At 45.8% G+C, this 23,041-nt stretch carries 23 protein-coding genes; 5 read left to right on the forward strand and 18 right to left on the reverse strand.

Going from position 1 to position 23,041, the window contains the following annotated elements; genetic code table 11:
• Positions 1-39: 39 nt before the first annotated feature.
• The 8 genes from DHU66_RS00630 to DHU66_RS00665 form a co-directional block, all read right to left on the reverse strand.
• Positions 40-1,539, reverse strand: a complete 1,500-nt coding sequence (locus DHU66_RS00630; RefSeq protein ID WP_108773975.1) for an alpha-amylase — start codon at positions 1,537-1,539, stop codon at positions 40-42.
• A gap of 3 nt (positions 1,540-1,542) precedes the next feature.
• Entirely contained in the window at positions 1,543-2,061 is a 519-nt protein-coding gene (locus DHU66_RS00635; RefSeq protein WP_108773976.1) for a CarD family transcriptional regulator, read from the reverse strand.
• Between the two features lie 76 nt (positions 2,062-2,137).
• A complete protein-coding gene (locus DHU66_RS00640; protein WP_167836192.1) occupies positions 2,138-2,596 on the reverse strand; it encodes an NINE protein in 459 nt (152 codons plus the stop codon).
• A gap of 62 nt (positions 2,597-2,658) precedes the next feature.
• Positions 2,659-3,876 (reverse strand): class I SAM-dependent rRNA methyltransferase, encoded by a 1,218-nt coding sequence (locus DHU66_RS00645; RefSeq protein ID WP_108773978.1) that lies wholly within the window; start codon positions 3,874-3,876, stop codon positions 2,659-2,661.
• 69 nt (positions 3,877-3,945) lie between these two features.
• Positions 3,946-4,887 (reverse strand): ABC transporter permease, encoded by a 942-nt coding sequence (locus DHU66_RS00650; protein ID WP_108773979.1) that lies wholly within the window; start codon positions 4,885-4,887, stop codon positions 3,946-3,948.
• Complete coding sequence (locus DHU66_RS00655) at positions 4,884-6,014, reverse strand: ABC transporter permease (RefSeq protein ID WP_108773980.1); 1,131 nt, start codon at positions 6,012-6,014, stop codon at positions 4,884-4,886. The genes DHU66_RS00650 and DHU66_RS00655 overlap by 4 nt, the downstream gene beginning before the upstream one ends.
• The gene (locus tag DHU66_RS00660) at positions 6,011-7,558 is read right to left on the reverse strand and encodes an ABC transporter ATP-binding protein (protein ID WP_108773981.1); all 1,548 of its coding nucleotides are present in this window, start codon (positions 7,556-7,558) and stop codon (positions 6,011-6,013) included. The genes DHU66_RS00655 and DHU66_RS00660 overlap by 4 nt, the downstream gene beginning before the upstream one ends.
• A 127-nt stretch (positions 7,559-7,685) precedes the next feature.
• Complete coding sequence (locus tag DHU66_RS00665; protein ID WP_245309302.1) at positions 7,686-8,729, reverse strand: BMP family lipoprotein; 1,044 nt, start codon at positions 8,727-8,729, stop codon at positions 7,686-7,688.
• Between DHU66_RS00665 and DHU66_RS12390 the strand changes: the two genes are divergently transcribed.
• The 4 genes from DHU66_RS12390 (at position 8,728) to DHU66_RS00680 (ending at position 12,111) form a co-directional block, all read left to right on the forward strand.
• Complete coding sequence (locus tag DHU66_RS12390; protein ID WP_245309304.1) at positions 8,728-9,018, forward strand: hypothetical protein; 291 nt, start codon at positions 8,728-8,730, stop codon at positions 9,016-9,018. The genes DHU66_RS00665 and DHU66_RS12390 overlap by 2 nt on opposite strands.
• A gap of 39 nt (positions 9,019-9,057) precedes the next feature.
• Positions 9,058-10,434 carry a 23S rRNA (uracil(1939)-C(5))-methyltransferase RlmD gene (rlmD, locus tag DHU66_RS00670; protein WP_167836193.1) on the forward strand — a complete coding sequence of 459 codons (1,377 nt, stop codon included), beginning with the start codon at positions 9,058-9,060 and terminating at the stop codon, positions 10,432-10,434.
• Positions 10,415-11,326: an RluA family pseudouridine synthase gene (locus DHU66_RS00675; protein ID WP_167836194.1), complete on the forward strand. Its 912-nt coding sequence runs from the start codon at positions 10,415-10,417 to the stop codon at positions 11,324-11,326. The genes rlmD and DHU66_RS00675 overlap by 20 nt, the downstream gene beginning before the upstream one ends.
• Positions 11,327-11,388: 62 nt before the next feature.
• The gene (locus tag DHU66_RS00680) at positions 11,389-12,111 is read left to right on the forward strand and encodes a PrsW family intramembrane metalloprotease (protein ID WP_108773985.1); all 723 of its coding nucleotides are present in this window, start codon (positions 11,389-11,391) and stop codon (positions 12,109-12,111) included.
• An 84-nt stretch (positions 12,112-12,195) separates the two neighbouring features.
• On the opposite strand, the gene DHU66_RS00685 is transcribed toward DHU66_RS00680, so the two are convergent.
• From DHU66_RS00685 to rpmG, 3 genes are all read right to left on the reverse strand, one after another.
• A complete protein-coding gene (locus DHU66_RS00685; protein ID WP_108773885.1) occupies positions 12,196-13,248 on the reverse strand; it encodes an IS1595 family transposase in 1,053 nt (350 codons plus the stop codon).
• Between the two features lie 149 nt (positions 13,249-13,397).
• A complete protein-coding gene (locus DHU66_RS00690; RefSeq protein ID WP_108773986.1) occupies positions 13,398-14,009 on the reverse strand; it encodes an MBL fold metallo-hydrolase in 612 nt (203 codons plus the stop codon).
• A gap of 37 nt (positions 14,010-14,046) precedes the next feature.
• Complete coding sequence (rpmG, locus tag DHU66_RS00695; protein ID WP_108773987.1) at positions 14,047-14,199, reverse strand: 50S ribosomal protein L33; 153 nt, start codon at positions 14,197-14,199, stop codon at positions 14,047-14,049.
• A 92-nt stretch (positions 14,200-14,291) separates the two neighbouring features.
• On the opposite strand from rpmG, the gene ispG reads away from it, so the two are divergent.
• The gene (gene ispG / locus DHU66_RS00700; protein WP_108773988.1) at positions 14,292-15,368 is read left to right on the forward strand and encodes a flavodoxin-dependent (E)-4-hydroxy-3-methylbut-2-enyl-diphosphate synthase; all 1,077 of its coding nucleotides are present in this window, start codon (positions 14,292-14,294) and stop codon (positions 15,366-15,368) included.
• Between the two features lie 70 nt (positions 15,369-15,438).
• Here ispG and DHU66_RS00705 read toward each other — a convergent pair whose 3' ends face one another.
• From DHU66_RS00705 to DHU66_RS00735, 7 genes are read right to left on the reverse strand one after another with little or no spacing between them, the layout of a single operon-like run.
• Positions 15,439-16,653, reverse strand: a complete 1,215-nt coding sequence (locus DHU66_RS00705) for a transglutaminase domain-containing protein (RefSeq protein ID WP_108773989.1) — start codon at positions 16,651-16,653, stop codon at positions 15,439-15,441.
• A 22-nt stretch (positions 16,654-16,675) separates the two neighbouring features.
• On the reverse strand, positions 16,676-17,233 hold the full coding sequence (locus DHU66_RS00710; RefSeq protein ID WP_108773990.1) for a hypothetical protein: 558 nt from the start codon (positions 17,231-17,233) through the stop codon (positions 16,676-16,678).
• A 14-nt stretch (positions 17,234-17,247) separates the two neighbouring features.
• Positions 17,248-18,267 carry an immunoglobulin-like domain-containing protein gene (locus tag DHU66_RS00715; protein ID WP_108773991.1) on the reverse strand — a complete coding sequence of 340 codons (1,020 nt, stop codon included), beginning with the start codon at positions 18,265-18,267 and terminating at the stop codon, positions 17,248-17,250.
• A 14-nt stretch (positions 18,268-18,281) separates the two neighbouring features.
• Positions 18,282-20,126 (reverse strand): asparagine synthase (glutamine-hydrolyzing), encoded by a 1,845-nt coding sequence (asnB, locus tag DHU66_RS00720; RefSeq protein ID WP_108773992.1) that lies wholly within the window; start codon positions 20,124-20,126, stop codon positions 18,282-18,284.
• A gap of 15 nt (positions 20,127-20,141) precedes the next feature.
• On the reverse strand, positions 20,142-21,185 hold the full coding sequence (locus tag DHU66_RS00725) for an SGNH/GDSL hydrolase family protein (protein WP_108773993.1): 1,044 nt from the start codon (positions 21,183-21,185) through the stop codon (positions 20,142-20,144).
• 14 nt (positions 21,186-21,199) lie between these two features.
• The gene (locus DHU66_RS00730; RefSeq protein WP_108773994.1) at positions 21,200-22,783 is read right to left on the reverse strand and encodes an MBOAT family O-acyltransferase; all 1,584 of its coding nucleotides are present in this window, start codon (positions 22,781-22,783) and stop codon (positions 21,200-21,202) included.
• Positions 22,784-22,787: 4 nt separating this feature from the next.
• Positions 22,788-23,027 carry an acyl carrier protein gene (locus DHU66_RS00735; RefSeq protein ID WP_108774469.1) on the reverse strand — a complete coding sequence of 80 codons (240 nt, stop codon included), beginning with the start codon at positions 23,025-23,027 and terminating at the stop codon, positions 22,788-22,790.
• Positions 23,028-23,041 lie beyond the last annotated feature (14 nt).

Here is a 23,041-nt window from a genome sequence, read left to right on the forward strand (position 1 = left end):
ATAAAACCGCAGAAGCTGGGTGCAGCCTCTGCGGTTTTGTTATGTTCTGATTGATTGATCTGATGCTTTCTGATTGAGCAACGGCAGTGCATCTTTTCTGATGTACACAGATACAGATCCTCCATCACAGGCAAACGTACCGGTGCCATCCTGGCTGATCTTCACTTCATCGTGCATATGTCCCAGCGCATCCACCATGGTCTGTCCTGCCAGTGCCTTTGATACATACATCTGTTTGGTACCGCCGGCATTGTCACTCATGACAACGGCAATGCCGCTGTCTGGATGGTCATTGTCGCCTGCTCTTGTAAAGCCGACGACATTGGCATCATCGAAGTAATCTGTCTGCTGGCCATAGGCAAGCAGATAACGGATCTGGATCAGTGCAGGCAGTTCTGCCACCGGTCCATAGCCATCATGTGGAATGCCATAGAGATCGCCATAGAATACACATGGAATGCCTTTGTCTGTCAGAAGAATCAGGGCATAGGCAAGCGGCTTGAACCAGCCTTCAATCCATGACTGCAATGCCTGTCCGGGCTGGGTATCATGGTTATCCACAAAGGTAACTGCCTGAGATGGTCTTTGCTGGACAAGGGTGTTGTTCCAGATGGAACCCATGTCATAGTTGCCCCAGCCATGGGACGCATCATAGAAGCGGTAATGCAGCGGTACATCAAACAGTGACATCGTATTGTTGGTGACATCCAGATAATGCAGCAGTCTGCCATCATCACCATTCCAGTACTCACCTAATGCAAACAGATCTTTCCTGGCATAGCTGCGCATATTGGCAAGCCAGTCACGGAAAAAATCAAAGTGGATGTGTTTGACGGCATCCAGTCTGACCCCGTCCGGATGGACCAGGTCGTAATACCACCTGCCCCATCGGTTGAGTTCTTCGATGACATTGGGATCTGTCATATCCAGGTCACAGCCCATCAGGTAGTCAAAGTTGCCATCTTCCGTATCTACCTCAGAATCCCACTGCTTGCCAACAAAGCGGAAAATCGAAGAGCGATGGCTCTTTTCATCCCAGTCGGTGCCATTGAAACAGGTATGGTCCCAGATAAACGGATCGTATTTTCCCTGTCTGCCTGGGAAGGTAAACTTTGTCCAGGCAGTGATCATCTCCGTGCCGGAGATATCCTGTTCCCGGTTGCTTGGATTGTCTTCAATGGCTTCTACTTCCTCGGTTTCATCTGCGCCCATTTTCTGGTTGAAAACCACATCTGCCAGCACTTTCATGCCATTTTGGTGCATGGCTTTTACGGCAGCGAGATATTCCTGCTTTGTGCCGTACTTTGTTCTGACGGTCCCCTTCTGGTTGAATTCGCCAAGGTCATACAGATCATAGATACCATAGCCAACATCATGTATGCCTGCCTGTCCTTTGGTGGCTGGCGGCAGCCATACCATCGTGATGCCGAGTGAAGAAAAAGAAGGCGCAAGTGCTGCAGCCTTCTTCCAGAATGACCCATCATCGCTCAGATACCACTCAAAGCACTGCAGAATTGTATCATTGCTCGTTTGTGACATCAGTTACTCTTTCTGGGCGGAAGCTTTCTGTACTTCCTTTTCGAAGTATGCTTTTGACTCATCAAAGCTCATACCAAGAGAAGCACCGATTTCATCATACAGATAGCGTTCTGCTTTCTGCAGATACTCATCATCAATCGATGCCAGCTTCTTATGATTGGCAATGCGCTCCTCATTGCGGGCATAGGATGTCTTGATGATCCTGACAAGATCTTCAATATCATCGCCCTTCATCAATGTCGCATACTGGCTCTTCATGTTGGCAGGCTTACTGACAAGTGTCTCAATCTCCGACGTATTGTCAATCAGCTCACGGATCTGCTGACGGGTGACAAGGTCGCGCAGATGCCCTCCCTTGTTGGAAACCGGGACCTGCATCTTCACCGACCCATCCGGTTTGAGGTAGGGCACAAGAATGTAGCACTGCTCACCTGTAAAGTCACTCTTCGCAATCCGGACAACCCTGCATACATCACGGCGGTATACAACGAGGTCACCCTTCTTATATCTTTTCTGATCCACGGTTATCACCCCTTTCGCTAACTGACATTATAGCATAAAAAGGGCTTTTTTTCCAGGTGACGGGTATGATCGGCCGTCAGCGATGCAGCTCGGTCATGCCATTTACAGATGGCTGACTCAGAACCTTGACAGCTGAAATGATGGATTTGACATACAGAATGATCGGAATCACGACTGTCCACCCCAGCAAAAGTGTCAATAACAGATACTTCAGGCCGCGGCTGCTGTCACCGGCATAAAAGTGATGCGCACCAAAGATGCCAAACAGAAATGCCAGCAGTGCATAGACAGCCGCATTGACTGTAACAGTATCACTTTCACGGGCAAAAGCCTCATCGATCGTATCCCGTTCTGAGTGCCCATCATGCAGGACAGCCATAACTTTGCCATCCCCTTCATACACATCCACTTGATCACCCTGCATCGGGCTAAAGTTGAAGGCAGACAGGGGCAGTTCCTTCAAAGTATTGTTATGATGGCTGCCAAGTGATACCATTCCGCGTTCCTGATTAACTTTCAATACTTTCCAGCTCATATGGTTTACCTCCATTTAAGTGATCATAGCATATCTGTGATGTTTTCATTCTTAAGAATAGGTTAGATGATCTGAACAAGGAAATATTTGAGATAGTCTGTTTCGGGCACAGATACCAGGACCGGATGGTCCATGGACGCATGCCGTTCTTCCACGATGCGTACCTGTACGCCTGCTTCCTTTGCGGCATCTTTGAGCATATCCTTGAATGCTTCGGTTGGCATGAAGTGTGAGCACGAGCATGTCGCCAGATAGCCGCCCCTTGGCAATAGTTTCATGGCCATCGCATTGATAGATGTATAGCCGTTGCGGGCATGTCCGTAGGTTTTTCTGCTTTTGGTAAAGGCTGGTGGATCCAGAATGATCAGATCAAAGAAGGCATGCTTTGTACGAAGCTCTGGCAGCACTTCAAAGACATCTCCCTGTAAGAAGTCCATCTTGTCTTCGATATGATTGAGCACTGCATTCTTTTCTGCCATGTCCAGTGCTTCCTGTGAGATATCCATGGCCGTCACATGCTTTGCCCCGCCGATCACAGCATTCATCGCAAAAGAACCTGTATGCGTGCAGCAGTCCAGCACTGTTCTGTCCTTGGCCAGATGGCGCACAGCCAGACGATTGTATTTCTGATCCAGGAAGAAGCCGGTCTTCTGACCATTTTCTACATCCACTTCATATTCGATGCCGTTTTCATGAATATGCACAATCGGTGATGCTGGATGCTTTTCACCATACCATCCCTTGTATTGCGGCAGACCTTCCTTTTTGCGCAGTTCACCTTCATTGCGCTCATAGATGCCGTGGATCACTTCTCCTTTTTTCGCAAGCTGGTCAATCAGTTCCTGATAGATGACGCCTACGACCTGTTCCATGCCATAGCTGGCAACTTCACTGACGAGAATATCTTCATAACGGTCTACCGTCAGCCCTGGCAGTTCATCACTTTCGCCATGGATCAGCCGGCATGCCCTGAAATCATCCGCCATGACATCCAGACGGTACTGCAGAGCATATTTCACCCTTCTGGCCCAGAAAGCATGATCAAATACGTCATTGGCATTGCGGGACAGCAGCCGGATGCGGATCTTGCTCTGTTCACTGTAGAAACCTGTGCCAAGGTAATTGTCACGGCTGCCAAAGACATCAATCAGACAGCCGTTTGTAATATTTCCTTCCTGTGAAACAATCTCATCTTCATATACCCAGGGATGCCCGTCATGAATGCGGTTAGCCTGTTTTTTGGTCACAATAGCCCTTGGGTATGTTCTTTCCATCTTCATATATTTTTACTCCCAGCAAATATCGTAGCATAAGAAAAGAGTGTTTCCGCGAAGAAACACTCGATTTGCTTATCTGCTTCCCTTGTCGTAAGGAATGCCTTCTGCTTTCGGTGCCGCCGAATTGGCAGACGTGAAGGCAAGCACGACCAGTGAAATGATATACGGCATCATGTTGTATACCGTGCTTGGGATATTCAGTGCCCGCATGAACGGGATGCCGGTATAGACATTGGAAAGTGCACGGAAGAAGCCAAACAGCAGTGCCGCAAAACCAATGCGCCATGGTTTCCACTGACCGAAGATCATGACAGCCAATGCCAGGAAGCCAAAGCCGGCAACACCAACTTCAAATTTCCATTCAGAGACACCGGCCGTGATATAGGCAATGCCGCCCAGTCCGCCCAGGACGCCTGAGATCAGTACACCCGCCCAGCGCATCTTGTAAACATTGATGCCAACGGAGTCAGCAGCCTGTGGATTTTCACCGCATGCTCTTAAGCGCAGTCCGAATTTTGTCTTGTAAAGAACAATGAAGGAGATGATCAAGGCTGCTAATGCGATGACCATGAACCAGCTGAATTCGAAGCTGCCAAAGTAAATCAGGAATTTTTTCTTCTGATCAACATAGGCCAGGATGGTACTGACATCAGAGGAATTATGTGCCGTGTTATAGGTTCTGACAATGACAGATGCCACTGCTGTTGCCAGCAGGTTCATGGCAGTGCCGATCAGTGTCTGGTCTGCATTGAAGTTGATGCAGGCAACGCCAAGCAGGCATGCAAACAGTGCGCCGAACGCTGCTGAAGCAAGACAAACAACCAGAATCATGAAGAATGCTGGTGTAGAAGCCGGCATGACTTTCATGGCAAGTGCACCGCCCATGGCGCCCAGTACCATGATGCCTTCCAGACCGAGGTTGATGACGCCGGAATGCTCAGAGAAGCAGCCGCCAAGAGCAACTAAGCCAAGCACAGAGGCAAAGATTAACATGTACTGTAACAGCAGGATCATTGATCAGCACCTCCCTTCTCAGACTTTGGTTGACCTTTTTCTTTTTTGCCGATCTTGTTCAGTACATACTTGAAGAACAAGACAAAGCCGCAGGCATAAATGATAATGCCGGAGATCAGATCTGAGATCTGAGATGCATAGACCATACGGTCAATCATGGCACCGCCATCCGTGATGCTCTGGATAAAGAATGAAGCAAAGATCGTACCGATCGGATTCAGGCCGCCAAGGAAGGTTGCAGCGATACCGTTGAAGCCCATAGCCGGAACAGATGCGGTGGTTGTCTCCCACTTGGAGAAACCAGACAGATACATGAAGGCGGCACCAATACCAGCCAGTGCACCGCCGATGGCAAGTGTCACAACAATGTTCTTCTTTTCCTTCATGCCGGCATATTTGGCGGCATCTTTGTTAAAACCGGTTGCCATGATCTCATAGCCGAACTTTGTCTTTTTCAGAATGATCCAGATCAGGATGGCAATGATGATCGAAAGCGGGATCGCGATGGTCACGTTGCGGTTGTTGTTAAACAAGGCACTCAGGCCGCCGCTTGGAATCAGGGAAGATGGTGAAACGGTGTCCAGTGCGACTGTATACGGAGAAGATGGATCCTTGGCACTGCCGGATCCAAGCACTGTGTTGGTGAGATACAGCATGATCCAGTTGAGCATGATACCGGAGATGACTTCATTGACGTTACGGTATGCTTTCAAAGCACCGGTAACGACGGCCAGTAAAGCACCGGCTGCAGCTGCCGCCAGTGTACATACATACCATGGCAGATGCAGGAAGATAGCGCAGCTCAGAGCTGCAACTGCTCCTGCTTCATACTGACCAGCTGCACCAATGTTGAACAGACCTGCTTTGTAGCAGAAGCAGATGCTCAGCGCACACATTAACAGTGGTGCTGTCTTGATCAGCGTATTGCCCAAGGCTTTGAGTCTTGCCGGACCGGAGCTGCGGCTCATGAAGTTGGTCAGGATGATGATGATGGCCTTCCCCGCACCGGAAGGTGAAATGATCAGCAGAACGATATAGCCGATCAAAAGGCCAATGGCAATACAGATCAAGGAAGCACAGACGGCCTGTACACCAGGCTTTTTCCAGAAACTTGTTGTCTTCTTCATGAACGGGCCTCCTGATGATCGCGCTTGGCACCGGACATATACAGGCCAAGTTCTTCGACAGACGTCTTCTTCGGGTCAACTTCACCAACAATCTCACCTTCATACATGACCAGGATGCGGTCAGAAAGATTCATGACTTCATCCAGTTCCAGTGAGACAAGCAGGACGGCATCACCGGCATCACGCCGGGCAACGAGCTGTTTATGAATATATTCAATCGCACCAACATCCAGGCCGCGGGTTGGCTGCACCGCAATCAGCAGCTTATGCTGGCGGTCAAGTTCTCTTGCGACAATGGCTTTCTGCTGGTTGCCGCCGGACATGGAGCGGGCAATCGTTGCCGCACCCTGACCAGAACGGATATCGTACTGTTTGATCAGCTTGTTGGCATAGCTGCGGATGGCACCGGTTTTCAGGAATCCTGCTTTATTGGTAAATTCCGGTTCAAAGTAGCGCTGCAGAACAATGTTGTAATCCAGCGGGAAATCCAGTACCAGGCCATGTTTCTGGCGGTCCTCCGGAATGTGGGACACGACACGATTGCGCTGACGGATCGTATCATGCGTAATGTCTTTGCCATCTACCGTAATCGTGCCGCCGCTGGTCTGTTCAAGACCTGTCAGGCCATAGACAAGCTCGGTCTGGCCATTGCCATCAATACCGGCAATACAGACAATCTCACCGGCATGCACATCAAAGGAAACACCCTTGACGGCATTGTTCTTGTGCTTGCGGGAAGGCACGACCAGATTCTTGACGGAAAGAACGGTTTTCCCGGGTTTTGCCGGTGTTTTATCAACGACAAGCTGAACATCACGGCCGACCATCATTCTGGACAGTTCCTGCTCGTTGGTGTCTTTGACATTGACTGTACCGATGCATTTGCCCTTGCGCAAGACAGTGACTCTGTCTGCCACTTCCATGATTTCATTCAGCTTATGGCTGATAAACAGAATGGACTTGCCTTCTTTGACAAGATTTTTCATGATGTGCATCAGATCGTCAATTTCCTGCGGTGTCAATACAGCCGTTGGCTCATCAAAGATCAGGATGTCGTTGTCACGGTACAGCATCTTGAGGATCTCAGTGCGCTGCTGCATGCCGACAGTAATGTCGGAAATCAAAGCATCCGGATCAACCTGCATGCCGTACTTTTCACTGAGAGCAAGTACTTTCTTTCTTGCATCATCGGTCTGCAGGATGCCATGTCTGGTATCCTCCACACCGAGAATAATGTTCTGCAGTACCGTAAAGCACTGCACAAGTTTGAAGTGCTGATGGACCATGCCGATACCAAGACGATTGGCATCGGTAGGGTCGTGTATCTCAACGACCTTTCCATCCTTTTTGATGGTACCCTCTTCAGCCTGATACAGGCCAAACAAAACAGACATCAGGGTTGATTTGCCGGCGCCGTTTTCACCAAGCAGCGCGTGAATCTCGCCTTTTTTCAGCTGCAGAGTAATATCATCATTGGCGATAATACCCGGGAATTTCTTCGTGATATGCAGCATTTCTACTGCATACGGTGTTTCATCCGCCATGATTATAGATCTCCTTTCTTCTGGTAAATCCTTTTATTCTATTGTAATGCAAATCGAACCCGGCGAACAATGAAAAAAGACTGCAGATTTCATTCCGCAGTCTTTCATCATTCGTAATGATGCAAAATTACTTGAGGCTTCCCTGATAATCAACCTTGACAACGCCGTCGTACTTGGAAAGATCTACATTGACATCATTATCAACTTTGAGATCTCCGCTATACAGCTTGCTGACAAGTTCCTTGTAATCATCCTCTGTAAAGCCATCGCCCCACTGTGTGGAATCCGCCAGCTGTACATAGTTCTTTGTCAGATCGGTTCCGGAAACAAGGCCAAGATTATCTGCCTTGCCAGCATACGTGCTGTCCCATTCACCTGCCTTGATACCATCAAGAACGGCATTGACTGTTGCTGCAAGACCCTTCATAGCAGAAGTCACCGTCATGCCTTCGCCATACTTGCCATCGATTGTAGCAGCCTGGTCGACATCCACACCGATCAGTTTGCCATTGACCTTGGCAGCAGCTTCTGCTGCAGATGTGTAAATCGAACCGCCAGCCGCAAAGACAAGCTCTGTACCGCCGGAGAACCATGTATCCATAGCAGCTGTTACATCGGCATTGCCTTGAAATGCACCGCCATAGACATACTTGATTTCAACATCACTCAGACCAAGTTCCTTAGCTGCTTCATTTGCTCCCTGCACATAGCCATAACCATATCTGACAACAGCCGGGACGGCCATGCCGCCGAGATAGCCAAGCTTCTTATAACCAAGCTTTACAGCTGCATAGCCAGCCATGTAGCCAGGCATTTCTTCCTGATAGACAGCTGTATATGCATTGTTTTTTGACCAGCCGTCCGTCTTGGAGTTGGTATCCAGATCATACTGGGAAACATCGATGCCGATGAATTTGACATCCGGATAATTATCTACTTCATCAACAATTGCTTTTGCGAATGCATAGCCCGGCATCACAATGATGTTGTAGCCTTCCTCAATCGCCTGTTCAATGGAAGCTTCACGGTCAGCATCATTATCTGTTGCCGGCTTGTAGTAGTTGAACTTGGCACCATTTTTCTCTGCCCATGCTTTGGATGCCTCATAGGTTGTCTGGTTGAAGGACTGGTCGGTAATGTCACCATAGTCAGTGATCATTGCCACTTTCATGTCTGATGAATCGTCAGATCCAGAAGCTGCTGAAGATGATGAGGCTGCTGCAGTACCACTGCTTGATGAGCCGCAGGCCGCAAGAGAAATACTCATTACGCCCGCCAGAGCTGCTGATAAGAATTTTTTCATTTCTTTCCTCCTGACGTGTATACACGCTATTAATATTTTAGGTAAATCTGAAAGCGTTTGCAATATGTGCTTTACATTCGTAATGTATACTGAACAATATTTGTCTAATAGTGAAACAATTTTCAAAATCTCAAATCTTTCTGCTTCAACTTGGTAATTGTGTATAATGTTGCGTGCATTTATGAAGGATGAGTATATGAAACAGATTCGAATCATTAAAACCGGCATCAATGGTGAAGGCATCGGCTATGAACATCATAAGCCTGTCTTTATCAAAGGTGCTTTGATTGGTGAAACCGTACAGTATGAGATTGATCATGAAGATGCACGCTATGCGATTGGCCATTGTGTGCGTGTCATAGAAAAGAGCCCCTGCCGGATTGAGCCTGCCTGTTCTGTGTCTGACAGATGCGGCGGCTGTGCCCTGATGGCAATGGATTACCAAGAACAGTGTATGCAGAAAAAAGCGCTGTTAACAGAAGCACTCTGGAAGTATGCAGGCATCAGGGATACCGCGGTGCGTGATATGCATGGCAGTGAAGAGATCCTTGGCTATCGCAATCAGGCCAGGATGCCGCTTGCCATGGTACAGGGAAAACTGATGGCAGGTTTCTATCAAACCGGTTCCAATCGTTTTGTACCGGTTGATCACTGCGTGATCCAGGATCCGGTTCTGGAAGAGGTACGCTCTCAGGTAATGGCAATCCTGAACAAGTATCATCAGAAAGCCTATGATCCTTCCTCCCGCACCGGCCTGCGGTATCTGATTCTGCGCACACTGCAGAATCAGACACAGATTTCGATCATTACCGGTCAGAACAAGCTGCCTTCTGATCTAGTCAAAGAAATTCTGGCCGTTGACCATGTCAGTTCCCTGTATCAGTCTGTCAACACAGCCCGCACGGGTGTTGATTTCTTTGGCTCTTCGCCAGTGCTGCTGGGTGGTAAAAAGAATCTTGCGGCAGAGATGAATGGCCTGCAGCTACAGTTATCTCCCCGCTCCTTCTTTCAGCTCAATACAGCACAGGCTGAAAAGCTGTATGCCATGGCAGTCAGTAAAGTAGATCCATGCAAAACACTTGTGGAAGCATATTGCGGGGTTGGTGCGATGAGTCTGCTTGCCAGTCAGAAGGCCCAGAAAGTGATCGGGATTGAAAGCATTGAGGAAGCGATCATCAATGCCGGTGCCAATGCGGCTGCCAACCAGATTGACAATTGTGAGTTTATCTGTGGGGATGCTGCACAGACACTGCATCAGATCCTGCAGGAAGGCACTGTGGATACACTGCTGGCAGATCCGCCCCGGGCAGGCATGGATGATGCCATGATCCGCACAATTCTCTCTTCCTCCATTCCTAAGATTGTCTATATTTCCTGTAATCCTGCCACCCTTGCAAAGAATCTGAAGGAGCTGAAAAAGGAGTATCAGATTCTGACAATCATTCCGTTTGATCTGTTTCCCAATACGCCGCACGTGGAAAGCATCACGGTATTGATGCGCAATGGCGTTTCCAGCGGGAAGCAGAACCGCAGAAAGAAAAGAGGCAGAAAGCATGCATTACCAAAGAACTGAAAATGGCTTTGTGATTGAAGCCGGATCAAAGTATTCCCATCAGAAAGTACGCAGGTTTCTGGATGATCTTTCTTTAAGCAGACCAATGCGCTATGCCCTCATACAGCAGCGCCATATGCTGGTCAATGACCGACAAGTCAAAAGCGAAGAAGAATTTCTGAATTCAGATGACAGGATTACTCTGGTTGTCCCGCCTGAGCAGATTGACTGGCCCTGTGCGGATCATCCCTGTCAGGTTGTGTATGAAAATGACTTTGTCTATGTCGTGCATAAAGATGCTGGAACCATCATTTATGATGATGTCAGAAGTGCAGACTGCCTGAATGGACAGGCAGCTGCCTGGCTGCAGGAAAAAGGCCACCAGACACCTGTCAGACCTTTGCACCGGCTGGATAAAGATACGTCTGGTCTTGTTCTGTACAGCAAGGTTCCTCTGTTTCAGGCTGGCCTTGATGAACAGATGGCAAACCACCGCATTTCCCGCCAGTATCTTGCCATCTGTACAGGCAAACAGATTCCGGTTGGCACATCCTTTGTGATTGATGACCGGATTGGACGTGACCGTCATCACAGCGGTCAGTACATTGTTTCTGCTTCTGGGAAAGATGCCCGTACGAGAGTGACATGTCTTGCCAGAAAAGGTAATTATCTGCTGTTTGGGTGTCAGCTGGATACCGGCCGTACCCATCAGATCAGGGTGCATTTGTCCAGCCATGGCTGGCCGCTTGTCAATGATCCGCTGTATGGACATCGGTCTGCTGATTTTGAGGGGCTTGGTCTCTGGGCCTGCAGCATCACCTTCCATGATCCGATCACCAATAAGCGGCATAAGATTCATGATCTTGACAATCCCGCCTTTCATTTCTTTCCGCTGGATGACATCCAGTACTAATTGTTCATGACAAAGCATGGATAAATTCTTATACTTTGAAAAAGCAATAAGGAGGAATCGTTATGTTTCTGCTGATGGGTCCAATTACGAACATCCTGCTGCTGTATGTTCTGGCAGCGGTGCTGCCGGCCATCTTTCTGATGCTGTATGTATACAATCAGTCAAGGATGCACCGACAGCCTACCGGTCTGCTGGTAAGGCTTGTATGGGATGGCGTACTGGCCGCGCTTGCAGCAACGGTGCTGGAGCTGATTGGTGAAAGCCTGCTGAACAGTTCATCATTGGCCAATTCACCAAATTATCTTGCCTTTCTGGCATTCCTGATTGTCGGTGTCGTCGAAGAAGGAACAAAGTTCTTCTTCATGCGCAAAGACACCTGGCACAACCCCTACTTTGAAACAAGATTTGACGGTATTGTCTACTGCGTCTTTGCTTCCCTTGGCTTTGCGGCATTTGAGAATATCAAGTATGTGTTCTCCTATGGCCTGGGCGTTGCCCCAAGCCGTGCCCTGCTTGCCATCCCTGGCCATATGTCATTCGCCGTGTTGATGGGTTACTTCTATGGCCGTGCCAAACTGAAGGAAGACTGCGGTCATCATGGCGAAGCTGTTCTGATGCAGGCCATCGGTTATCTTGCCGCAGTCGGTCTGCATGGTGCTTATGACTATTGTGCCATGCTTGGTTCGGATACTTCGACGATTGTCTTCTTCATCATCATTATCGTGATCTATCTCATCGTGTTCCGTCTGGTCAAGCATGAAGCTGCCAATGATCGGATCGTTTGATGGAAATGCAGAAATGCATTTCTTTTTTTAACGCATGACGCTATTTTCAAAGATTTAGTTGATGAGGCTGTAAACACCAAAATATCATGAGCTATATGCCTCATAGAGGTTAATTGGCATTTTAAGCTTTGGGATCTCCGCACAGGTAAATGGAATCTGTTCAAACATTGTTTCCATGTATGCTTCTGATTTCCATTTGCGCATGTCCAGCCTGTACTTTAAATATTTCTTCATGACGATCCAATTCAAATAACCCTGGAGATGTCTTGTGCTGATACCATGTTTCTGCCTGATCATGTTTTTTAGCTCAGAGTGAAGCTCGTTTACTTCAGATACTGTATTGCCCTTTGGTGTTAAATAACCGTTAGATGGAATAATGTCACTGTTGAAGTGATTATCGCCCACGAAAGTTTGAATGCTATGGCTGTCATCACTGATAATTGTTGAATGCGCTGCGAAGTGAGAGCTGTATTGATTCAGAATTTCTGCACTCTCTCTGCCTAATCCTCCAATTTTAAAGAGAATATTGTCATGCTCATCAATAGCTGTTACCAGGCAGATCTTGTGATGGCTGGTGCCAGGTAAAGCACGCTTGGTTGAATGACGGCGATGCTTTCCACGCTGTTTGCTGAATCTTGGCATTTTATCCTTCCTGGTCCCTTTCAGGTTGATTTTGGTATAAGTAGGATCCAATTCAACATTTCCACTTAAGACCACATTATTCTGAATCTTTGCTGCAGCCTGATATAACTTGTGACGCATGTTGAAGCAGGTAGTAACTGATAAGCCTGTAGCTACACTCTGCTGAGTCAGAGTCATTCCGTTAAGCTCGCCAGAGATAAAAGTAGTCCAGATATCAAAGCTTGTTCTGGAATGAGTAAACATCGTACCTGTTGTTGCCATAAAAACAGATTTGCATTTTTTACATCTGTATTTCTGACGATTATGTGGGTTAAAGCCATTCTTAACAAAGTGAGTTGAACCACAATGAGGACATTTCTCAACATGCAAAGAGAGATTCTCGTAATTTGTTGTCGTACAGTTTACTTTCTCTCTGAATAGCTTTTCTAAACCAACACGAATGAATTCAATTTCGACAGGAGATAAAGAATTCAGGAAATTCTGATTAACGAGCATATCATCACCTCAACTGAAGTCATGATAAGTTATAGATATTAACTTGATGTACTTGTTCGGGTACATCAACTATTTATTTGAAAATAGCGAAAAAAAAAAAAAAAAAAAAAAAAAAAAAACATCAGTTCAAGGAACTGATGCCTGAAAACTCAGAAGTATCCCCGCAGGCAATCACCCGCCATAAACGGATTGGTATCTGCTTCCTGGCCAATGGTCGTAGCAGGTCCATGACCGGGATAGACTTTCAGATCTCTTGGCAGCTGTTTCAGAAAGCGCAGAGAAGCGGACATTTCCTCCTGACTGCCGCCAAAAAGATCGGTGCGCCCGCAGCTGCCGGCAAACAGCGTATCACCGCTGAACAGGACATTGCGGTACTGGATACAGCAGCTGCCCTCTGTGTGGCCCGGCGTATGATAAATAATCAGATGGAATGTTCCAACATCCATTTCTTTCTGCATTGGCAGAATCTTACTATACACGGGTGAACAATATCCTGCCCTGGAAGCAGGATCTACCAGAGCAAGATCTCGTTGATCCATGAATACCGGACAGTGGTAAATATCCACAAGGTCGTCGACAGCACCCGTATGGTCTTCATGGCCATGTGTCAGCACAATGCCATCTGTCACTTCATCATCCCCGATTTCGGCCTGAATGCGTCTGGCATAGGCTCCGGGATCAATCAAAAGCACATGGCCATGATCATGCAGCACATAACTGTTTTCACCATACAGTCCGATTGGAAGTGTTGTAATCTTCATACATTACCTAATAAAAATAACCTGATACCAGGTTATCTTATTTCTTCTCCTTGTGCAGAGTCATCTTGTTGCAGCGCGGGCAGTATTTTTTGATTTCCATTTTTTCTGTATGCTTACGCTTGTTTCTGGTTCCGATATAATTCTCTTCCCCACAGACTGAGCACTTGAAAGAAATATTCTCTCTTGCCATGGTTACCTCCTGATGTCTATTTGCGTTGGTATTATACCAGAATCATCATTCTTTTCCAACAATTTATGCAATAATGGGAGATGGAGGAAGCTATGAAGAGAACTGAAACAAGAAAAATCATGGTTGGCAATGTCCAGGTTGGTGGTCAGAACCGCTGCATCCTGCAGTCCATGACCAATGTGCCGGCCAAGGATATTGACGCAACAATCGCCCAGATCAATGAACTGGAAGACCACGGCTGTGAAATCATCCGGATCGCCGTATTGGATGAAGACGATGCAAAGGCAATTCCGGCAATCAAGAAAGGCATTCACATTCCGCTGGTCGCAGATATTCATTTCAACTACCTGCTAGCTCTGGCTGCCCTGGATGGCGGTGTCGATGCAATCCGCATCAATCCTGGCAATATCGGCTCCCGTGAGCATACAGAAGCTGTAGTCAGAAAATGCAAGGAAAAGCATGTGCCGATCCGCATTGGCATCAATGGCGGTTCTCTGGAAAAACAGTTTCTGGAGAAATATGGCCTGTCTGCCGAGGCAATGATTGCCTCTGCTGACCGCCATGTCAAAATTCTGGAAGACATGGATTTCCATGACATCTGCCTGTCCTTTAAATCGAGCAATGTCGAACTGACCATTGCTGCCTATGAGCTTGCCGCAAAGCATTATCCATATCCTTTGCATCTTGGCGTGACCGAAGCCGGCGGTTTTACAGAAAGTGCAGTGAAATCTTCTGCCGCCCTGGGTACCCTGCTGCATGAAGGCATTGGCGACACCATCCGTGTATCTGTTTCGGCACCGCCGAAGGATGAGTTGATCATTGGCAAACAGCTGCTCAAATGCTTTGGCCTGATCAAGAATGTACCAGACCTGATTGCCTGCCCTACCTGTGGCAGAATCCAGTACGATATGCTGCCACTGGTGAAAGAGATGGAAGACTATCTTGGCACCATCCATGAAGACATCACCGTTGCGATCATGGGCTGCCCGGTCAATGGCATTCAGGAAGCCGGCCGTGCGGATATCGGCATCGCCGGTTCCTATAACTCAGGCATCCTGTTCCGCAATGGTGAAATCATCAGAACGGTTCCGCAGGATAAGATCAAAGAAGCACTGATTGAAGAAATCCAGCGTTTCATTGCCGAGAAGAAACAGAAAAAGCAATCATAATCCATAACAGCCGGAGTATTCGAAAAGGTGCCTGTAACTGGCACCTTTTCTGTATAGAAATTACATCAGATCAATAATTATAGCTGATCGTGTAGCCGCTACTTGGATTTGTATAGGAATACGAATATAACTGATCATCTGTCCAAAGAAATCTTTCTGCACCCCAGCCAGTTGTTGCATCCCAGTTAAGCCATTGTCCATTGTATAGAACCTTTACCCAGAAATGGCCATCGTTCGGAAGCTTACATTCCTGCGTTTCAAATCCAGCTCTGCACAAGAGTGCTCTTCCCACTGCATAATAATTGTAACAATCACCTGTGTAATAGGTCAGTCCATAAATAGCTGCTTCGCGCCAGTCAGAACTGTCTGGAGTCGCCTTGTAACGGATATTATTTTCCGTCCACTGATAAATCGCATAGCATCTTTGATAATCATCCATGGAATCATTGATAATGCCTGAAAGGATGCTGTCAGCGATTGAATTCAGATTTTCGTTTCCGGTATCACCAGCCGTCATTGCTGTGTTGGCACCTGTATCTGACACAGACTGTGAAGATGCCTGCTGTACTGTCTGCACTGTTTCCACCACCGAAACTACAGCAGAGGCATCCGCATCATTGCCGTTTTTATCTACTGCATGTACCGTAACAGTATATTCTCCAGGCTGCGTTGCATCGACATTGCCAGAAATTGTGTACCATCCGCTATCATAGAATCCCTTTTCGTTCTTTGCAGGTTCCGTATCAACTTTTATCAGATCACCATCAACTGGATCTTTGACGGAACTGATCAAAGATGCAGGATCAAAATCCTGATCTTTTTCAATGGAAACAGATTCAGATGACATGGTTATGACCGGCAGCTGCGTATCTTTGACTGTAATGATAAGAGGAAAATCTTTGCTGACTTTATTTCCTTTTGCGTCAACATCATGCAGTGTATAGATCACTTCTGTCTCAGAAGGTACCGAAAGATCAATCGTATCCGGTTCGGCGGTCACTGAAAAGTCTGAGTTTCCTGAAATAGTTTGATCTTGCTCATATTGGTAGGTATATTTGCCATTGCCTGCTTCTACCAAAGACAACACATTCAGTGTTGTATCAGGCGCATACTCCTGCACTTCACTGCCTGCTTTCAAAGCACAGGTAAAGGAGGCAGCAGTTTCGGCAGCTGCTTTTTCCTCTGCCAGTACGTTATTGCGATGTATCTTGAATCCAATACCGCATGAAGCACAGACAACTGCTGCAGGAAGAATAACTTTCCAGACTTTTCTCAGTTTTCTCATATTCCTGTTGTAAATCATTCTATTACGCAAATGCATCAACTGATGAATATTCAATCTGCTGGATGGAATTATCATCATTGAAGAAGAATGTCAGGCGTGAATTGCCTTTCGTATATTCAAGGCTGGCTCCGCGTTCTTCATAATCACTCCCATATGTTTTGATGACATCATCTTTAGAGCTGGACAAGTCAATACCCTCAGGAGTAGCCACATTATCTGTCTTCAGATCAACATAGCAGATCAGATCCTTGCCATCTTTCTCATAAGTGGTGATTTCATAATCTGAATACGTATAGATTTTTGACAAACCACCCTGTCCGGCACAGCTTGCTTCTTCATAATAGCTGTTTTCTTTGCCGAGAAGATTCAGAGCATCTTCCATGTTTTCATCCATTTTGAGTGTACCGCCATTGACATCAAAGACATATTCACTGGTTGTTTCAGATTGGCTGGATGATGCTGTTTCGCTCGCAGCAGATGGTGCAACACTTGCATTTTCTGATGCTGTCTCATCAACCTTTGTGACACAGCCGGCAAGCAAGGCAGCAGTGACAATCGCCATAAAGATTTTCTTTTTCATATTTTCTCCCTTTGTCAATCCGTAATATCCGGATATAGTGATGGATCAAACTGGTAGTAACCAGGATGTGTCTGATCATAAACTGCCAGAGTAGAAGTCGGAACATAGATGAAGATTGTTCCGTCTGGTCTTCCACGCATACAATCCAAATGATACCATCCATCTCCAATGTTCACGATCAGCCACAGATGCGGACCAAGGCCATACGTATCTAGGCGATGAACTACCATATTCTCAATTCCTGCACGATTCAGAAGTTCCTGTGCTGTATAGCATGCGACATAACAGTCACCCACACGGTAGTACAGGCCAAGATATACCTCACTAACAGGTGGATTGGTTTCAACATGCTTCTCTGCATACCGAATATTATAATAAACCCAGTTGCCAATCGCAGTGATCTTCTCACGGTCCGACATGGAACTGATATCAAGCTCTGTCAGGATATCATCTGCCATGGCATCGTTGATTTCCTGAGGTGTGGTTGGAATTTTCTTATCAACAGTGAGCTGCAAAGTAATTGAGGATGTATTGCCAGAAGAATCCGCCGCGGTATAGATAATCGGATATGTGCCAGGTGTATCAATATCAACAGCGCTTGAATCTACCTGTATATCTACATCATCTCCTGAATTATCCGTTACCGTAACCTGTTTTTTGTAAGATATGGTGTCTCCGGCAGTACATTCAAAATTATTGCCAGTAATGACCGGAGGCGTTGTATCTGTAATCTTTAATACTGTCGGATACAAATAGTTTCCTGACTCAATCTTTACATGATAAGTACCCGGTGTTTTGGTATTGTATTCATCCCCTTCATCACTCACAAATCCTTGATATCCATCTTTCATAAACATGGATGGATCCAACTGACTGCCAGCTTCGATTGTTACTTCTGGCTTGACACGATTAAAATAGCGCAGACGGATATACGTTGGAACACCTTTTCTAATCAGAATCGTTATCAGTACCAGAACACCCCCAATAACCGCCACTGCAATCGTAGATTTTCTTCTTGAATATTGCTTCCCCATATATCTGTACCACCTTAGATTTCAATCTTCATCTGATAGGTTTCACAGAGCATTGTTACGGTAAGAACAATCATCAGATAGTCAATCTTATAAGCACCCATAAGTTTGAAATCATCCGAAGCATATACTTCCTTCATATGGCTGACATATTCGGGATCAAAGATGCCATATTTGCGGATCAGAGCATCATCAAGATAATTGTTCTCTGATGGATGCTTGATCATAGAAGACATACCCGGTGCCTGGAATGGAAACTTCTTTCGCTTCAGAATTGGGTCAGGTACAATACCGATCCCAGCTTTTTTCAGGATGTATTTTTCATTTGTACCATGCAGTTTGTATTTATCGGGAATAGTCATTACAAAAGAGACTAACTCTGGATCAAGGAACGGATGGCGGCCTTCAACACTGTGAGCAAAAGTCATGTGATCGCCATGTTCGATCAGCAGGTGATCCTGTAAGCGAAGATGGAAGTCTATGTAACTGCGGCGCTGCTGGGTCGTCACATTTTTTACTGCATCCAGATTAATCGGACTTTCCTGCAATGCAGAGAACTGAGGCAAATTTGCAACAATATCCTGAGAATAGATCTTCGTCTGAATTTCTCTTTCAGCCAGATGATCTCTCTCAAACCTGAAATTCGGATCCCCCCACAGACGTGCATTTAATTCCTGTTCATCAGGAGAAATGGCCTCCTTGTTCATATTGCGGAATTTATCAATCAGATAGCCAATATACCCACAGAACAATTCATCGCTGCCCTGTCCAGTAAGAACCGCCTTTGCTGGCGAAGCCTGTACCAGACTGGAAAGCATATATGCAGCCGTATCGTAAGATTCCTTCACTGCTGTTTCGGTATGGTATATCACATCAGGAAGACACTTCCAGATGACCTCATCATTGATCACCGTACTATAATGCTTTGATTTGACACACTCCTTTACCATCGCCTGGAAATTGCTCTCATCCAGGTCTCCCTCACCAATTTCTGCAGAGAAAGAATAATAGGAATTCAGCAGGAATTTACCGATATAGCATGCAACAATCGAACTGTCCAGACCTCCTGATACATAAAAGCCAATTGGAACATCTGCAATCAACCTTCTGGAAATTGCCTTCACCAGCAGTTCCTTCAGATGAGAAACATAGTAATCCAGACCAAGATCTTCCGTTACCGGATGATACAGCATTTCATAGTATGTCTTCTTTTCAGGTTCCTTTCCTGCCTGAAAGATCATCATCTTACCGGCTTCCAAAGCATTGATTCCCTTGAAGAAAGTAACCGGTGCAACGATACCAGGAAAATTCATCAGCTGATCAACAGCTTTCATGTTGAGAATGCGGGGCATGCCAGGATATTCCAGAATTGCCTTGATTTCCGAGCCAAAAATAATCCGTCCATCTTTTATCGTATAGAAGAGAGGACAAATGCCAAACTGATCACGGATCAATACGAGCATGTTCTTCTTTGCATCATACAGTGCGATGGCAAATTGTCCATTGATATGGATGGGAAAATCCAAGCCATATTCTTCATAGAGATGGGCAACGACCTCTGTATCAGTCTTTGTGCGAAAGGAATGCCCTTTCCTGATCAGATCAGCTTTCAGTTCCTGGTAATTGAAAATCTCACCGTTTACAATTGTTGCAATGGAGCAATCCTCGTTAAACAGCGGCTGCATACCACCCTTTAAATCAATGAAGCTCAGCCTGGTAAAGCCAAGAGAAATCCTGCGGTCATGCCAGCTGTTCTGCCCATCAGGGCCGCGATGTTTGAGCTTTGCCAGCATATGATCGATAATACCCGGATCAAATGCTTTATCATTTTCAAAATTATAAATACCACATATGCCACACATAAACTTTCCCCCTGCTTAATTCAGATTGTATTTCTTTTTCTGATTCTCAATCTCGGCATTCTGTGCATCGGCAACCTTCTGCCAAGAAGATGCAAGTGCTGTCTCATTCCGCCGATCTGGAACACCATATTGATCAACCAGAATCTGTCCAAAATAATCCGACATCTTATCAGCACCAGACAGATTAAGGTGCAGACCCGCATCATAAGTATCCGTGGAATAGTCCAGCCCGATATCATCCTTATACTCCAGCCAGTTATAATATGGGAGCCCATACTGATCGGCATACTCCTTTACCTGCTGGTTGTACTCGTCATACCAGTGCGGCCATAGCGATGGTGCTTTTACAAGAATCAGCTGAATACCGTTTTCTTCACACAATTTTCTTATTTTATCCATGTATTCCCAGGCTTTATCACCAAATGTATAGTCTGTTAATGGACGCGGATCCGGCACATTATCTGCCGGCAAAATATCAACACGCATGTAATAGCCATTAAAACAATGATGCGCATGTTTGAACATGTAAGTAAAATCTGTCTCTTTCAGATCGGACCAGCGGGAATGATAACGCAGGAATGGAAAGACATAGTCAATAAAGTGTTCATTCTCTTTCATTGATGCATTGATGGCATCTACTTTTTCACGTGACCATTTCATGCCATCAAGAGCCATGCGGTTATATGCTTCATTCTGCGATTCATTGAATTGCAGTGATTGCGCATTAAATACAACCACTTTTGGAATATGATAATGCAAAGATTCCTTTAACATGTAATAGGACTGCCAGATATACTGTTCTGCATTGCCGCGGATATAGCTGTTGATCCCATACTTCTGCCAGAGTTCGACTGGATTATATGTTTCATAAACTTCACAATCTCCAATGAACATTACATCAAAATCTTTATTTTCTTCATCGTAATATTCCTGCGTCATGGTTCCTTCCAGCACATCATCTACATATTTTGGCATGAATAAGCGCTGCAGCAACCAGAGAACAACAGCCGTAGAAAGGATGCTGCACAGAAATAACGCAATATTTCTTTTCTTATGCATGGATTTTTCTCCTTTCAGAAGCGGTTATAGATAAACTGGCTGGCATCATAACCAATGCCATAAGCACCAAAGACGGCAATCACAAGGAACAAACTGCACCAGATCAGTAATTGTACAGCAACAGGTTTTACAGCGATCTGATCGCGTACCGGCTGGCGGCGCTGTTTCATACTGACCATAAACATTAACAGACATCCAAGTGCAACAACCAGCAGATCTACAGCGCTCAATCCTGCTGTAAAGAAACTTCCATCTGCAAGAATGCAATAATTCTTTCCGCTGAAGATAGAGAAAAAGGAATGAACTGTATCTCTCACTGATGCATAGCAGTCAAACATATTCATGATTGCGATCAATAAGACGGTACGGATGATTTCAAATCCTTCATACGCACGGGTAACCGGAACCTTTTGATGAAATTTATCATAGAGCGGTTCGAGTTCCTCGGAAATCATCAGAACCAGGAAATTCAGAACACCCCAGAGTATAAAGTTCCAGCTGGCACCATGCCAGATACCGGTTGCCAGCCATACAATGAAAGAAGATAAATAGACTGGCAGTTTTCTACCAATATTTTCCCCTACGTGTTTACGCAGCCAGCGTGAGAAATGCTGCATCTTACGGCTCATGGAAATTGGATAAAACATATAGTCTCTGAACCAGGAAGACATTGAGATGTGCCACCTGCGCCAGTATTCCTTAAGCGAGCGTGAAAAATAAGGACGAATAAAGTTTTCCTGCAGCTTAACGCCAAATAACTGAGCAGTACCGATTGTGATATCAATACCACCAGTAAAATCAGCATACAATTCAATGGTGTAGAGAATCATTCCAGCAAGTGCCCAGCCGCCTGTGTATGTAGATGGATCACCTGTAACAGTTGCAACAAAGCCTGCAAGTCTGTCTGCAATAACCATCTTTTTAAAGAATCCCCACAGCATTCTCTCAACGCCGTAGGTAACTTCTTTTACAGAAAAATCATGTTGAGAAAACATGGATTCGCTGACATCGCCAAAGCGGTTGATGGGGCCCTGTACGATCGCAGGAAAGAAAGACAGGAAAAGCAGCAGTTTTAAAGGATTTTTCACAGCTTTGAACTTATCCTTTTTGACATCAACCAGGTAGCCGATTGCCATGAACATATAGAAAGATATTCCCATAGGCTGGGCAAGTGAAATGAATGTCAGACGGTATCCAGCATGGGCATTGGCAAGCAGATGATTAATGTTATCCAGCGCAAAGCTGCTGTACTTTACGACGGCAAGAACCACAATGTTCAGAACAATACAAAGAGTCATCCACCTGACTCGGTTAGATGACATTTTATTCTTATATTGGTTTTTTTCTTTGCGGTCAGCTTGTGCATGATGACGCAGCCACTTTTTCTGTCTCACCCAGCTGTTGGTAATCTGAATGGAAGAAAACCACGTTGTAAAGGAAGTGACCAGAAGGTAAATAATATACTTCGGGCCGCCCCACATGTAGAACGCCAGGCTTCCTGCCAGCAGAATCAGCCACTGACACTTCTTTGGCAGCGCATAGTAAAGCAGGAATAGTACGCAGACAAAGCCAATGAATGTAAATGATGTAAACAGCATATATTCAATCGAGTTTGGAATCGATTAAAGCAGCCATTGCATCAACACTGTTAAAGTTTTCAGGAATCAGATCATCCGAATCAATATCCACATCAAATTCTTCACCAAGATCTGTTACCAGAGTCACGATATCAAATGAATCCAGCACCTTGTTGGTGATAAGTTTATCTTCAGACTCAAAATCGATGTTAGGATGAAGATTCTTCAGAATTTCCAGTAATGTTTCTCTTGTGTTTGCAGACATGTGATTTTCCCCCT

It is taken from the genome of Lactimicrobium massiliense, from assembly GCF_900343155.1.
In the GTDB taxonomy this organism is placed as follows: Bacteria; Bacillota_I; Bacilli_A; order Erysipelotrichales; family Erysipelotrichaceae; genus Bulleidia; species Bulleidia massiliensis.

Coding starts and splice junctions, on each gene's coding strand:
- DHU66_RS00630 (WP_108773975.1), bottom strand. CDS start 1,539: ATGTCACAAACGAGCAATGATACAATTCTGCAGTGCTTTGAGTGGTAT.
- DHU66_RS12390 (WP_245309304.1), top strand. CDS start 8,728: ATGTCTGATGAATCGTCAGATCCAGAAGCTGCTGAAGATGATGAGGCT.
- DHU66_RS00660 (WP_108773981.1), bottom strand. CDS start 7,558: ATGGCGGATGAAACACCGTATGCAGTAGAAATGCTGCATATCACGAAG.
- DHU66_RS00710 (WP_108773990.1), bottom strand. CDS start 17,233: ATGAAAAAGAAAATCTTTATGGCGATTGTCACTGCTGCCTTGCTTGCC.
- DHU66_RS00725 (WP_108773993.1), bottom strand. CDS start 21,185: ATGCATAAGAAAAGAAATATTGCGTTATTTCTGTGCAGCATCCTTTCT.
- asnB (WP_108773992.1), bottom strand. CDS start 20,126: ATGTGTGGCATATGTGGTATTTATAATTTTGAAAATGATAAAGCATTT.
- DHU66_RS00675 (WP_167836194.1), top strand. CDS start 10,415: ATGCATTACCAAAGAACTGAAAATGGCTTTGTGATTGAAGCCGGATCA.
- ispG (WP_108773988.1), top strand. CDS start 14,292: ATGAAGAGAACTGAAACAAGAAAAATCATGGTTGGCAATGTCCAGGTT.
- DHU66_RS00685 (WP_108773885.1), bottom strand. CDS start 13,248: ATGCTCGTTAATCAGAATTTCCTGAATTCTTTATCTCCTGTCGAAATT.
- rlmD (WP_167836193.1), top strand. CDS start 9,058: ATGAAACAGATTCGAATCATTAAAACCGGCATCAATGGTGAAGGCATC.
- DHU66_RS00735 (WP_108774469.1), bottom strand. CDS start 23,027: ATGTCTGCAAACACAAGAGAAACATTACTGGAAATTCTGAAGAATCTT.
- DHU66_RS00645 (WP_108773978.1), bottom strand. CDS start 3,876: ATGAAGATGGAAAGAACATACCCAAGGGCTATTGTGACCAAAAAACAG.
- DHU66_RS00715 (WP_108773991.1), bottom strand. CDS start 18,267: ATGGGGAAGCAATATTCAAGAAGAAAATCTACGATTGCAGTGGCGGTT.
- rpmG (WP_108773987.1), bottom strand. CDS start 14,199: ATGGCAAGAGAGAATATTTCTTTCAAGTGCTCAGTCTGTGGGGAAGAG.
- DHU66_RS00650 (WP_108773979.1), bottom strand. CDS start 4,887: ATGATCCTGCTGTTACAGTACATGTTAATCTTTGCCTCTGTGCTTGGC.
- DHU66_RS00680 (WP_108773985.1), top strand. CDS start 11,389: ATGTTTCTGCTGATGGGTCCAATTACGAACATCCTGCTGCTGTATGTT.
- DHU66_RS00640 (WP_167836192.1), bottom strand. CDS start 2,596: ATGAGCTGGAAAGTATTGAAAGTTAATCAGGAACGCGGAATGGTATCA.
- DHU66_RS00730 (WP_108773994.1), bottom strand. CDS start 22,783: ATGCTGTTTACATCATTTACATTCATTGGCTTTGTCTGCGTACTATTC.
- DHU66_RS00705 (WP_108773989.1), bottom strand. CDS start 16,653: ATGAGAAAACTGAGAAAAGTCTGGAAAGTTATTCTTCCTGCAGCAGTT.
- DHU66_RS00655 (WP_108773980.1), bottom strand. CDS start 6,014: ATGAAGAAGACAACAAGTTTCTGGAAAAAGCCTGGTGTACAGGCCGTC.
- DHU66_RS00665 (WP_245309302.1), bottom strand. CDS start 8,729: ATGAAAGTGGCAATGATCACTGACTATGGTGACATTACCGACCAGTCC.
- DHU66_RS00690 (WP_108773986.1), bottom strand. CDS start 14,009: ATGAAGATTACAACACTTCCAATCGGACTGTATGGTGAAAACAGTTAT.